This is a genomic window from Streptomyces sp. 35G-GA-8 (genome assembly GCF_023534745.1).
Classification (GTDB): domain Bacteria; phylum Actinomycetota; class Actinomycetes; order Streptomycetales; family Streptomycetaceae; genus Streptomyces.
In genome coordinates this window covers 100,712-114,023 of the sequence record NZ_JAMHJQ010000018.1, presented here as the reverse complement: position 1 = coordinate 114,023, position 13,312 = coordinate 100,712, and the positions used below count along the sequence as shown (strand labels likewise).

At 70.6% G+C, this 13,312-nt stretch carries 11 protein-coding genes; all 11 read left to right on the top strand.

Annotated elements, in window-relative coordinates:
• The first annotated feature begins 64 nt into the window (after positions 1–64).
• Positions 65–547, top strand: coding sequence for a response regulator (locus M1203_RS32945; protein WP_374404577.1), 483 nt, complete (start codon positions 65–67; stop codon positions 545–547).
• Positions 548–602: 55 nt separating this feature from the next.
• Positions 603–1,760, top strand: coding sequence for an ArgS-related anticodon-binding protein NrtL (gene nrtL, locus M1203_RS32940; RefSeq protein WP_249953505.1), 1,158 nt, complete (start codon positions 603–605; stop codon positions 1,758–1,760).
• Between the two features lie 23 nt (positions 1,761–1,783).
• Positions 1,784–3,178 (top strand): diaminopimelate decarboxylase, encoded by a 1,395-nt coding sequence (gene lysA / locus M1203_RS32935; protein ID WP_249953504.1) that lies wholly within the window; start codon positions 1,784–1,786, stop codon positions 3,176–3,178.
• 108 nt (positions 3,179–3,286) lie between these two features.
• Positions 3,287–4,588, top strand: coding sequence for a homoserine dehydrogenase (locus M1203_RS32930; RefSeq protein ID WP_249953503.1), 1,302 nt, complete (start codon positions 3,287–3,289; stop codon positions 4,586–4,588).
• Between the two features lie 7 nt (positions 4,589–4,595).
• The gene (gene thrC / locus M1203_RS32925) at positions 4,596–5,678 is read left to right on the top strand and encodes a threonine synthase (protein WP_249953502.1); all 1,083 of its coding nucleotides are present in this window, start codon (positions 4,596–4,598) and stop codon (positions 5,676–5,678) included.
• A gap of 279 nt (positions 5,679–5,957) precedes the next feature.
• Positions 5,958–6,875 carry a homoserine kinase gene (thrB, locus tag M1203_RS32920; protein WP_249953501.1) on the top strand — a complete coding sequence of 306 codons (918 nt, stop codon included), beginning with the start codon at positions 5,958–5,960 and terminating at the stop codon, positions 6,873–6,875.
• Between the two features lie 394 nt (positions 6,876–7,269).
• Entirely contained in the window at positions 7,270–9,345 is a 2,076-nt protein-coding gene (rho, locus tag M1203_RS32915) for a transcription termination factor Rho (RefSeq protein WP_249953500.1), read from the top strand.
• A gap of 209 nt (positions 9,346–9,554) precedes the next feature.
• Complete coding sequence (locus M1203_RS32910) at positions 9,555–10,655, top strand: LCP family protein (protein WP_249953499.1); 1,101 nt, start codon at positions 9,555–9,557, stop codon at positions 10,653–10,655.
• Between the two features lie 212 nt (positions 10,656–10,867).
• Positions 10,868–11,092, top strand: a complete 225-nt coding sequence (gene rpmE, locus M1203_RS32905; protein ID WP_066950131.1) for a 50S ribosomal protein L31 — start codon at positions 10,868–10,870, stop codon at positions 11,090–11,092.
• A 101-nt stretch (positions 11,093–11,193) separates the two neighbouring features.
• Positions 11,194–12,273 (top strand): peptide chain release factor 1, encoded by a 1,080-nt coding sequence (prfA, locus tag M1203_RS32900; protein ID WP_249953498.1) that lies wholly within the window; start codon positions 11,194–11,196, stop codon positions 12,271–12,273.
• Positions 12,274–12,369: 96 nt separating this feature from the next.
• The gene (gene prmC, locus M1203_RS32895) at positions 12,370–13,209 is read left to right on the top strand and encodes a peptide chain release factor N(5)-glutamine methyltransferase (RefSeq protein ID WP_249953548.1); all 840 of its coding nucleotides are present in this window, start codon (positions 12,370–12,372) and stop codon (positions 13,207–13,209) included.
• Positions 13,210–13,312 lie beyond the last annotated feature (103 nt).

Below are 13,312 nucleotides of genomic sequence, written 5' to 3'. Positions count from 1 at the left end.
CAAGCCGGCCAAGACCTGGATGCCCGCTCGGGCGCCGTGCCGGTGTCCCCCGCACGAGGTGGAAGTGGGGAAAACCCGGACGCGGCAGCGCGTTCGGACCTACTCTCAAGTGGTGTCGGGCGAGTCCGGCCGGGTGCTCGTTGTCGACGACAACAGGGTCATCAGGCAGCTGATCAGGGTCAATCTCGAACTTGAGGGGTTCGAGGTCGTGACCGCGGCCGATGGTGCCGAGTGCCTGGAAGTAGTACACGACGTCATGCCCGATGTCATCACCCTCGATGTGGTGATGCCGCGCCTCGACGGGGTCCGCACCGCCCAGCGGCTGCGCGCCGACCCCCGCACCAGCGATCTGCCGGTCGCGATCATCAGTGCCTGTACGCAGTACGAGGTGGACTCCGGCACCGCCGCCGGGGTGGACGCCTTCCTTGCCAAGCCCTTCGAGCCGGCCGAGCTGATCCGGCTCGTACGGCGGCTGACGCACCGGGAGGGCCCGTCCTCGCTGGACGGCAGGCACGGTGCCGGGCGGGCCGGAAGCGCCCGCGGCTGACCGCATCGCGAAACCGGTTCGCGAAGAGGCCCCCCTCCTCCCATACGCTTGTCCCGTGACCCCCGCCGAGCTCTCCCGAACCGTACGGCGCGCCGTGTGCCGCGCGGTCGAGGACGACGCACTCCCCGGGCCCGTGCCCGAACGGGTCGCGGTCGAGCGGCCCCGCCCCGGCGGCCGGGGGGACTACGCCACCAATATCGCGCTGCGGCTGGCGGGCCCGGCAGGACGGCCTCCCCGCGAGGTCGCCGAGATCGTGCGCGCGAGCATCCTCCGCTCCGCGGCCGACGCGGTTCCCGCGACGAGCCCCGGCACGGCTCCCGGTATCGACCGCATCGAGATCACCGGTCCCGGCTTCCTGAACTTCACCCTGGCCCGTGACAGCCGCGCCGAGCTGGTCCGTACGATCCTGCGCGCGGGACCGCGCTACGGACACGGCGACGCCCTCGCCGGTACGAGCGTGCTGCTCGCCCCCTCCGACGAGCCCCGGGCCGCCCTCTGGACCCGCACGGTAGTGGACCTGCTACGTACCCAGGGCGCACGGGCGGAGATCGTGCCCGGAGCCGGAGCCGGAGCCGGAGCCGGAGCCGGAGCCGGAGCCGTGGAGAGGCCCCGTCCGATTCCCGCCCCCGCCGGCGACGATCTCTTCGTCCGGCTGGGCCCCGACGCGGCCCGCTGGGGGCTGCTGCGGCCGGCCGCCCACGACCGCCCGCTCACCGGCGCCGGCCTTCTCGTGCAGCGCGAGAGCAACCCCCTGTTCCGGGTGCGGTACGCGTACGCCCGTACGCGCGCACTCGCGCGCAACGCGGCACACCTGGGCATCACCCCCGACCCGGCCCGCACACCGGCCACCGCCCCGACCCCCGATGCCCCCCCGGTCCCGGAGATCACGGACCCGATCCCGGAGAACGCGGACCCCATCCCGGAGATCACCGCTCCCGACGGCGCCACCGCGCTTCTCCTCACCGCCCTCGGCGACCACCCCGCCGTCCTCGAAGCCGCCGCCCGGCTGCGCGCGCCCGATCGGCTCGCCCGCCATCTCGAACAGACCGCGGACGCGTTCCTGCGCTTCCAGGAGACCTGCCGCCCGCTGCCGCTCGGTGACGAGAAACCCTCGGCCGCCCACCGCTCCCGGCTCGCGCTCGCCGACGCCAGCGGGACCGTGCTGGCCGGCGGTCTGTCCCTGCTCGGCATCGAAGCCCCCGCATACCTCTGAAGAGAACCAAGAGAGCCAAGAACATGAGCCGTTCCGCACACCCCGCAGGCCCCCGTCACGCGGATGTCCTCCCCGAGGGCCACTACACCGCGCCCGCCGCCGACCTCAACGCCCTTGACGAGAAGGTCTGGTCGCGCACGGTCCGCCGGAACGAGGACGGGGTGGCGACCGTCGCGGGGATCGAAGTGACCCGGCTGGCCGAGGAGTTCGGCACCCCCGCGTACATCCTCGACGAGGCGGACTTCCGCGCCCGCTGCCGCGCCTGGGCCGACGCCTTCGGCAAGGACGCCGATGTGTTCTACGCGGGCAAGGCGTTCCTCTCCCGGGCCGTCGTCCGCTGGCTCGACGAAGAGGGCCTCAACCTCGACGTCTGCTCCGGCGGTGAGCTCGCCACCGCGCTGGCGGCCGGCATGCCCGCCGAGCGGATCGCCTTCCACGGCAACAACAAGTCCGTCCAGGAGATCGAGCGGGCCGTCTCCGCCGGCGTCGGCCGTATCGTCCTCGACTCCTTCCAGGAGATCGTCCAGGTCGCGCATGTCGCCCAGCGCCTCGGCAGGCGCCAGCCCGTCCAGATCCGGGTCACGGTCGGCGTCGAGGCGCACACGCACGAGTTCATCGCCACCGCGCACGAGGACCAGAAGTTCGGGGTCGCCCTCGCCGGCGGGCAGGCCGCGGAGGCCGTCAGGCGGGCGCTCAAGCTCGACGGGCTCGAACTGATCGGTATCCACTCCCACATCGGCTCGCAGATCTTCGACATGGCCGGTTTCGAGGTCTCCGCCCGCCGCGTCGTCCAGCTCCTCGCCCAGGTGCGCGACGAGCACGGCGTGGAACTTCCCGAGATCGATCTCGGCGGCGGCCTCGGGATCGCGTACACCTCCGAGGACGATCCGCGCGAGCCGAACGACATCGCGAAGGCCCTCAACGACATCGTCACCCGTGAGTGTGAGTCCGCCGGGCTGCGCACCCCGCGGATCTCCGTCGAGCCGGGGCGCGCGATCGTGGGGCCGACGGCCTTCACCCTGTACGAGGTCGGCACGATCAAGCCGCTCGAAGGGCTGCGTACGTATGTCAGTGTGGACGGTGGCATGTCCGACAACATCCGTACGGCCCTGTACGACGCCGAGTACAGCGTGGCGCTCGTCTCCCGCCGCTCCGACGCCGAGGCGATGCTGACACGCGTCGTCGGCAAGCACTGCGAGAGCGGCGACATCGTCGTACGTGACGCGTTCCTGCCCGCCGATCTGGCGCCCGGTGATCTGATCGCCGTCCCCGCCACCGGCGCGTACTGCCGCTCGATGGCGAGCAACTACAACCACGCGCTCCGGCCGCCCGTAGTCGCCGTCAAGGACGGTGAGGCACGGGTGATCGTCCGGCGTGAGACGGAGGAAGATCTTCTGCGTCTCGATGTCGGTCACTGAAATACATGTCTCGCAATCTGGACGAGGGACAGAAAGCCCCGTCCAGTGAGTGAGACTGGTTCGGATTCCTGCTTTAAACAGCTGTGATGGATGAAAGGCGTAGGTCGGATGATGCGTACGCGTCCGCTGAAGGTGGCGCTGCTGGGCTGTGGAGTGGTCGGCTCAGAGGTGGCGCGCATCATGACGACGCACGCCGACGACCTCGCGGCGCGGATCGGGGCCCCGGTCGAGTTGGCCGGGGTGGCCGTCCGGCGCCCCTCCAAGGTGCGTGAGGGCATCGACCCCGCGCTGATCACCACCGATGCCACCGCGCTGGTCAAGCGCGGCGACATCGACGTGGTGGTCGAGGTCATCGGCGGGATCGAGCCCGCCCGCGCGCTGATCACCACCGCGTTCGAGCACGGCGCCTCCGTGGTCTCCGCCAACAAGGCCCTGCTCGCCGAGGACGGCGCGACGCTCTACGCGGCGGCCGAGCGGCACGGCCGGGACCTGTACTTCGAGGCGGCCGTCGCCGGCGCCATCCCGCTGATCAGACCGCTGCGCGAGTCCCTCGCCGGTGACAAGGTGAACAGGGTCCTCGGCATCGTCAACGGCACCACCAACTTCATCCTCGATCGGATGGACACCGCGGGCTCCGGCTACTCCGAGGCGCTCGACGAGGCCACCGCCCTCGGCTACGCGGAGGCCGACCCGACCGCCGACGTCGAGGGCTTCGACGCCGCCGCCAAGGCCGCCATCCTCGCCGGGATCGCCTTCCACACCCGGGTACGCCTCGACTCCGTTCACCGCGAGGGCATCACGGAGGTCACCTCCGCCGACCTCGCCTCGGCGAAACGGATGGGCTGCACCGTCAAACTCCTCGCCATCTGCGAGCGCGCCGCCGACGGCCGGTCCGTCACCGCGCGGGTCCACCCGGCGATGATCCCGCTCAGCCATCCGCTCGCCTCCGTGCGCGAGGCGTACAACGCCGTCTTCGTCGAGGCCGAGGCGGCCGGGCAGCTGATGTTCTACGGCCCCGGCGCCGGCGGCTCACCGACGGCCTCCGCCGTGCTCGGCGACCTCGTCGCCGTCTGCCGCAACAAGCTCAACGAGGCCACGGGCCCCGGCGAGTCGGCGTACACCCAGCTGCCCGTGAGCCCCATGGGCGAGGTCGTGACGCGCTACCACATCAGTCTCGACGTGGCCGACAAACCGGGCGTACTCGCCCAGGTCGCCACGGTCTTCGCCGAGCATGGTGTTTCGATCGATACGGTACGTCAGCAAGGCCGACAGGACGGTGGCGGCGAGGCCGCCCTCGTCGTCGTCACCCACCGCGCGCCGGACGCCGCCCTCTCCGGGACCGTCGAGGCGCTGCGCAAGCTCGACACCGTGCGCGGTGTCGCCAGCATCATGCGCGTAGAAGGGGAGTAAGGGACCCATGACCAGCATCGGTACCCGCCAGGGCACCCACCAGTGGCGAGGCATCATCGAGGAGTACCGGGACCGCCTCCCGGTGACGGATGGGACGCCAGTCGTCACGCTCCGTGAGGGCGGTACGCCGCTCGTCCCGGCGCAGGTGCTGTCCGAGCGCACGGGATGTGACGTTCATCTCAAGGTCGAGGGCGCCAACCCCACCGGATCCTTCAAGGACCGCGGCATGACCATGGCCATCACCCGGGCCAAGGAGGAGGGCGCCCAGGCGGTCATCTGCGCCTCCACCGGCAACACCTCGGCCTCGGCCGCCGCCTACGCGGTGCGCGCCGGAATGGTCTGCGCCGTGCTCGTACCCCAGGGAAAGATCGCGCTGGGCAAGATGGGCCAGGCGCTCGTCCACGGCGCGCGCATCCTCCAGGTCGAGGGCAACTTCGACGACTGTCTGACGCTGGCGCGCTCACTGTCCGACAACTACCCGGTGGCGCTGGTCAATTCGGTCAATCCCGTCCGTATCGAAGGCCAGAAGACCGCCGCCTTCGAAATCGTGGACGCGCTGGGCGACGCCCCCGACATTCATGTGCTGCCCGTCGGGAACGCCGGCAACATCACGGCGTACTGGAAGGGCTACACCCAGTACGCCGCCGACGGCCCCGCCGCGAGCACCCCGCGTATGTGGGGCTACCAGGCGTCCGGCTCCGCGCCGATCGTGCGCGGCGAGATCGTCAAGGACCCCCACACCGTCGCCACCGCGATCCGGATCGGCAACCCGGCGTCCTGGCAGTACGCGCTGGCGGCCCGCGACGAGTCCGGCGGCTTCATCGACGAGGTGACCGACCGGCAGATCCTGGCCGCCTACCGGCTGTTGGCCTCTCAGGAGGGCGTCTTCGTCGAGCCCGCCTCGGCCGCCTCGGTCGCCGGTCTGCTCAAGGCCGCGGAAGAGGGCAAGGTCGACCCCGGCCAGCGCATCGTCTGCACCGTCACCGGAAACGGTCTCAAGGACCCGGACTGGGCGGTCGCGGGGGCGCCTCAGCCGGTCACCGTACCGGTGGACGCGGTCGCGGCGGCCCAGCGCCTGGGCCTGGCGTAGAAACCGGCCACAGGACCGGACGGCGCCACCGGCCCGGCCTTCGGCGCACAGGAGCCGTGCGACACGCATCGTGCGCCTCCTGTGCGCCCTATGTCGCCATGGAACCTTCCTTCGATAAGCTGTACTCAACCCGCCACGCCGCATATGCCGCGGTGTTGCCCCTGTGGCCCTCGGGTGTTCTGTATGTCCTCGAACATCTCGCAGCAGCCCCTGTCTCGCAGCCGAATCCGCAGTCACCACCCCGGTAGTCCCGCAGCCACAAGGAGAGTCGTCAGAGCGATGGCCGGTCCCGCGTTCCGCGCCGCCGCCGTACGGGTGCGCACCCCCGCCACCAGCGCCAATCTCGGTCCGGGCTTCGACGCCTTCGGCCTGTCGCTGGGGCTCTACGACGACGTGGTCGTCCGCGTCGCCGACTCCGGCCTGCATGTCGACATCGCGGGTGAGGGCGCGGAAACGCTTCCCCGTGACGAGAACCACCTGCTCGTACGGTCCCTGCGCACGGCCTTCGAACTGCTCGGCGGGCAGCCGCGCGGCCTGGAGGTCGTCTGCGCCAACCGCATCCCGCACGGCCGCGGTCTGGGCTCCTCGTCGGCCGCGATCTGCGCCGGGATCGTCGCCGCGCGCGCGGTGACCATAGGCGGCGACGTCCGGCTGGACGATGTGGCGCTGCTCGAACTGGCCACCGAGATCGAGGGGCACCCCGACAATGTCGCCGCCTGTCTGCTCGGCGGATTCACGGTGGCCTGGACGGACGGCGGGGCGGCGCGCGCCATCAGGATGAAGCCCGCCGATTCCATCGTTCCGGTGGTTTTCGTGCCCGGGAGCCCGGTTCTCACCGAGACCGCCCGCGGCCTGCTGCCGCGTAACGTCCCGCATGTGGACGCGGCGGTCAACGCCGGCCGTGCCGCCCTGCTCGTAGAGGCCCTGACCAGGCGCCCCGAGCTGCTGCTCGCGGCCACCGAGGACCGGCTCCACCAGGACTACCGGACCCCGGCGATGCCGCAGAGCATCGCACTTGTCAACCGACTGCGCGCGGACGGCGTCCCCGCGGTCATCTCCGGCGCGGGCCCCACGGTCCTGGCGCTGGTCGAGGACGGTGCGGCCGACAAGGTCGCACGGCTTGCGGGCGAGGGATGGGCGGCCAATCGGCTCTCTCTCGACGACGCGGGGACGAGCGTTCTGCCGCTCGGCTCGTAGCCACAGGAGATTGCCGGTGAGTGAGAGGGGGAATGTTTGTTGGAGCCGGTAGTGTTAACCTCAAGTCTGCAGCCGACGTCTTTGAGGCGCGGTGCTTCGTGTCCCGCTTCGGGACCACCCTTCTTCCGGGAGCCTCCCCAACTGCCTGAGCAGCCTGCCTGAGCAGTTTTGAGCACGCACCGGAACCGGCACGACACCCCCCGCTTTTCCCAGCGGTGGGCCGAGCAGGGGGACCTCGGGCCGGACCCATTGCACGTATGCACGTTTGCAGATTTCTCCGCCATACCCGGCGGGACCACCGCCCCGGCACGGTCCACAAGACAGGACCGCAGTCGGACAGCACAACCGGTCGCCGAGCCAGAAGGCCGACGTCCGCTCCAGGGAAGGACCCTTCGTGAGCGACACCACCGATCTGATGGGCGTGACTGCCGACAGCACTGTCGACACGACCGCGCCCGCCGAAGGTGCTGCCACTGGCACCACCGCACGGCGCCGCCGCTCCGGCACCGGCCTCGAGGGCATGGTCCTGGCCGAGCTGCAGCAGGTCGCGTCAGGCCTCGGCATCAGGGGCACCGCGCGGATGCGCAAGAGCCAGCTGATCGAGGTCATCAAGGAGGCGCAGGCCGGGGGCTCGTCCGCCGCCAAGAGCGCCGACTCCGGCAGCGCCGACGCCGAGACCAAGCCGAAGCGGCGCGCGACCTCCAAGGCCCGCACGGGCGACGCCGCCGAGGACAAGTCCGGCAAGGCCGAGACGGCCGTGGCCCAGCAGCAGATCGATATCCCCGGCCAGCCCGCCAGTGACGATCAGCCCACGGGCGAGCGCCGCCGTCGCAGGGCCACCGCGCAGGCGGGCAGCCCCGAGATCGCCGCGGACGCCAGGGCCGAGGCCCCGGCCGATGTCAAGGTCGAGGCCCAGCCCGACGCCAAGGCCGAGGCGGCCGTCTCCGCGTCCGCCAACGGCTCGGCGCAGGCCGAGGCCGACGGCCGGCGCGGCGAGCGCCAGGAGCGCGGTCAGCGCGGCGACCGTGACCGCGGCGAGCGCGGCGACCGCCGTGACCGCCAGCGCGACCGCCGGGGCAAGGGCGAGGACCAGCAGGGCGGCCAGGGCGGTCAGCAGCAGGGCGGCGGCAGCCGCCAGCAGCGCGACAACCGCGGCGGCGGCCAGGGCCAGAGCCAGGGCGGCGGCCAGAACACCGGACCGCAGGACGATTTCGACGACGAGGCGGGCGGCCGGCGCGGCCGGCGCGGGCGCTACCGCGACCGCCGCGGCCGTCGTGGCCGTGACGAGTTCGGGCCCGGCGAGCCGCAGGTCGCCGACGACGATGTGCTGATCCCCGTCGCGGGCATCCTCGACATCCTCGACAACTACGCGTTCATCAGGACTTCCGGCTACCTGCCCGGTCCCAACGACGTGTATGTCTCGCTCGCCCAGGTCCGCAAGAACGGCCTGCGCAAGGGTGACCATGTCACCGGCGCGGTCCGCCAGCCCAAGGAAGGCGAGCGCCGCGAGAAGTTCAATGCGCTGGTCCGCCTCGACTCCGTCAACGGCATGGCGCCCGAAACCGGCCGCGGCCGACCGGAGTTCCAGAAGTTGACGCCGCTCTACCCGCAGGACCGGCTCCGGCTGGAGACCGACCCGGGTGTGCTGACGACGCGGATCATCGACCTGGTCGCCCCCATCGGCAAGGGCCAGCGCGGTCTGATCGTGGCCCCGCCGAAGACCGGTAAGACCATGATCCTCCAGGCCATCGCCAACGCGATCACGGTCAACAGCCCCGAGTGCCATCTGATGGTCGTCCTCGTCGACGAGCGCCCGGAAGAGGTCACCGACATGCAGCGGTCGGTCAAGGGCGAGGTCATCTCCTCGACCTTCGACCGCCCGGCCGAGGACCACACCACCGTCGCCGAACTGGCCATCGAGCGCGCCAAGCGCCTGGTCGAGCTGGGTCACGACGTGGTCGTCCTGCTGGACTCCATCACCCGTCTGGGCCGTGCGTACAACCTCGCGGCTCCCGCCTCCGGACGCATCCTGTCCGGTGGTGTCGACTCGACCGCCCTCTACCCGCCGAAGCGCTTCTTCGGCGCGGCGCGCAACATCGAGGACGGCGGCTCGCTGACCATCCTGGCCACCGCGCTGGTCGAGACCGGCTCGCGCATGGACGAGGTGATCTTCGAGGAGTTCAAGGGCACCGGCAACATGGAGCTCAAGCTCGACCGGAAGCTCTCCGACAAGCGCATCTTCCCGGCGGTGGACGTGGACGCGTCCAGCACCCGTAAGGAAGAGATCCTGCTCGGCAGCGACGAGCTCGCTGTCGTCTGGAAGCTGCGCCGCGTGCTGCACGCCCTCGACCAGCAGCAGGCGATCGAGCTGCTGCTGGACAAGATGAAGCAGACGAAGTCGAACGCGGAGTTCCTGCTCCAGATCCAGAAGACGACGCCCGGCCCCGGAAACGGCAACGGCACCGACTGACCGGGACCGACCAGGTCCGACGCTCACGGAAAACCGCCCTCTCGCTCCGGCGAGGGGGCGGTTTTCCGTCTCCGGGCCGGCGTCTCCGGGCCCGCCACAGCGTGCCGTCCCACCCTTCTTGGTGCTTCACTGTGGGGACGAGTGGCGACAGAACGTCCCACATCACCTGGCGGGAGGTAGCGGAACCGGCGCGACGGATGAGGGAGACCATGACCGACCGGAGCGACAGCCGAATACATGGCGGCGACAAGAGCCGCAAGACCTCGGGCAAGCGCCGGCGCGCGACCACCCTCGTGGCGTGGTGCGCCGCGGCTCTGGTGCTCCTCGGCGGCTCCGGGCTCGGTTTCGTCTATTTCAAGCTCGACGGCAACCTCTCGGGCATCGACATCAACGCCCTGCTGGGCCGCGACCGCCCGCCCGACCCCGACAACGGCTCCGAGGACATCCTCGTCCTCGGCTCCGACTCCCGGGCCGGCGCGAACGCCGCCTACGGCCAGGACGGCGGCGGCGCCCGCTCCGACACCGCGATGATCGTCCATGTCCACAAGGGCCACAAGACGGCCAGCGTCGTCTCGATACCGCGGGACACCCTGATCGACCGCCCCGAGTGCACCGACTCCAAGGGCGCCACCGTGCCCGGCGCGCGGCTCGCCATGTTCAACACGGCGTACGAGGTCGGTGGCCCCGCCTGCGCCGTGAAGACCGTCGAGACGATGTCCGGTATCCGTATGGATCACTACATCGAGGTCGACTTCACCGGCTTCAAGAAGGTCGTCGACCAGCTCGGCGGCGTGCGGATCACCACCACGCGGGCCATCGACGACCCCAAGAGCCATCTGAAGCTCGCGCCCGGCACCCACATCCTCGACGGTGAGCAGTCCCTCGGTCTCGTACGGACCCGGCACAGCATCGGCGACGGCAGCGACCTGGGCCGGATAGAGCTCCAGCAGGCCTTCGTCAAGGCGCTGATCGACCAGGTCAGGAGCATCGGTCTGTTCAGCAGCCCGAAGAAGCTGTACGGCCTCGCCGACACCGCCACCCGTGCGATCACCCTCGACTCCCAGCTCGATTCGATCGCCAAACTGGTCGGATTCGCCGACGGCCTCAAGGATCTCGGCGCCAAGGACGTCAAGATGATCACGCTCCCGGTCCGGTACGACCCCGCCGACCGCAACCGCGTACTGCCCCTCCAGGCCGAATCCGAGCAGGTCTGGACGGCGCTCAGGCAGGACAGGCCCATCCCCGCCTCCGCGACCAAGGACTCCGCGGGCGACCAGCGCGACGCGAATGGCGTGGTGAGGGGCGGCTGACCGGTCCGCCCCCGCGATCCGCCCGCGAGGGGCACCGGCTTTCCATGGGTGTGGGGCGGAATCCGGAATACTTTCCGCCGCACCCCCGTTTTGGGAGATACGGCCGGTCCTGGCAGACTGGTACGTCGGTCCCGGTTCACGCACGCGCACTCCGCACGTGCGACCCGGCACCCTCCCCGCCTCCGCGTGGGGAAGTTCCCTAGGAGAACCCCTTGAAGCGCGACATCCACCCCGCGTACGTCGAGACCCAGGTCAGCTGCACCTGCGGTGCGTCGTTCACCACCCGGAGCACCATCGAGTCCGGCACCATCCGTGCCGACCTCTGCTCCGAGTGCCACCCGTTCTACACGGGCAAGCAGAAGATCCTCGACACCGGTGGCCGCGTGGCCCGCTTCGAGGCCCGCTTCGGCAAGGCCGCCGCCTCCGCCAAGAAGTAGCGAGCAACCCGCGCCGGTTCTCGGTGCCCCGTTGACCGGGGCGCCGAGACCGGCGCTTTGGCGTCCCGAAGCACCTTTCGTACGGAAACCAGGAGCCCCCGATGTTCGAGGCGGTCGAGGAACTGATCGGCGAGCACGCCGATCTGGAGAAGAAGCTCGCCGACCCGTCGGTCCACGCGGACCAGGGACACGCGCGCAAGCTCAACAAGCGTTACGCCGAACTCACCCCGATCATCGGCACCTACCGCTCCTGGAAGCAGACCGGTGAGGACATCGTGACCGCCCGCGAGTTCGCGGCCGACGATCCCGATTTCGCCGCCGAGGTCAAGGAACTGGAGAAGCAGCGCGAGGAGCTGACCGAGAAGCTCCGCCTGCTGCTCGTACCGCGCGACCCCAGCGACGACAAGGACGTCATCCTGGAGGTCAAGGCCGGTGCGGGCGGCGACGAGTCGGCGCTCTTCGCGGGCGACCTGCTGCGCATGTATCTGCGGTACGCGGAGCGCGTCGGCTGGAAGACCGAGATCATCGACGCCACCGAATCCGAGCTGGGCGGCTACAAGGACGTCCAGGTCGCGGTGAAGACCAAGGGCGGCAACGGCGCCACCGAGCCAGGACAGGGCGTCTGGGCCCGGCTGAAGTACGAGGGCGGGGTGCACCGCGTACAGCGCGTGCCGTCCACCGAGTCGCAGGGCCGTATCCACACCTCCGCCGCCGGAGTGCTCGTCACGCCCGAGGCGGAGGAGGTCGACGTCGAGATCCACGCGAACGATCTGCGGATCGATGTCTACCGCTCCTCGGGACCCGGCGGCCAGTCCGTCAACACCACCGACTCCGCCGTCCGCATCACCCATCTGCCGACCGGCGTCGTCGCCTCCTGCCAGAACGAGAAGAGCCAGCTCCAGAACAAGGAACAGGCCATGCGTATCCTTCGCTCGCGGCTTCTCGCGGCGGCGCAGGAGGAGGCGGAGAAGAACGCCGCGGACGCCCGGCGCAGCCAGGTGCGCACGGTCGACAGGTCCGAGAAGATCCGGACGTACAACTTCCCGGAAAACCGGATCTCCGACCACCGCGTCGGCTTCAAGGCGTACAACTTGGACCAGGTGCTCGACGGAGAGCTGGACGCGGTCATCCAGGCCTGTGTCGACGCCGACTCCGCGGCGAAGCTCGCCGCCGCCCAGTAACCACTCTCGCAGTCCGGAGGAACCAGCGTGCAGCCACTTCCCGGTGGGCACAGCGACCCTCAGCGGCTCCGTCGCGGGCCCGCCAGCCGCGGCAGCCTGCTGCTCGCCGAGGTGGCCCAGGCCACTCAGCGGCTGGCGGACGCGGGCGTGCCCTCGCCGCGCTTCGACGCGGAGGAGCTGGCCGCGTATGTGCACGGCGTCAAGCGGGGAGAGCTGCACAACGTCAAGGACGCGGACTTCGACGCCCGCTACTGGGAGGCCGTGGCCCGCCGCGAGGCCCGCGAGCCGCTCCAGCACATCACCGGACGTGCCTTCTTCCGCTATCTGGAACTCCAGGTGGGCCCCGGCGTGTTCGTGCCGCGCCCGGAGACCGAGTCGGTCGTCGGCTGGGCGATAGACGCGGTGCGCGCCATGGACGTCGTGGAGCCGCTGATCGTCGACCTGTGCGCGGGCTCAGGCGCGATCGCGCTCGCGATGGCACAGGAGGTGCCGCGCTCGCGCGTACACGCCGTGGAGCTGTCGGAGCAGGCCCTCGCCTGGACGCGGAAGAACGCGGAGGGGTCCAGGGTCACCGTCCACCAGGGAGACGCTCTGAGCGCCCTCACGGAGTTCGACGGCCAGGTCGACCTGGTCATCTCCAACCCGCCGTACATCCCGCTGACCGAGTGGGAGTACGTCGCGCCCGAGGCCCGTGACCACGATCCGGAGATGGCCCTCTTCTCCGGCGAGGACGGCCTCGACACGATCCGTGGCATCGAACGCACCGCGCACCGGCTGCTGCGGCCGGGCGGTCTGGTCGTCGTCGAGCACGCGGACACCCAGGGCGGCCAGGTGCCGTGGATCTTCAGCGAGGAATCCGGCTGGGCCGACGCCGCCGACCACCCCGATCTGAACAAGCGACCGCGCTTCGCGACGGCCCGTAAGGCCATGCCGTGACCGCGCCGGCCGCACCGAGCGCAGCACCGGGCGCCGTTTCGAGCGCCGCACAGACAGCCGCACCGGCGGCGAACCGGGCATCACACCACAGGAGGGCCGGCTA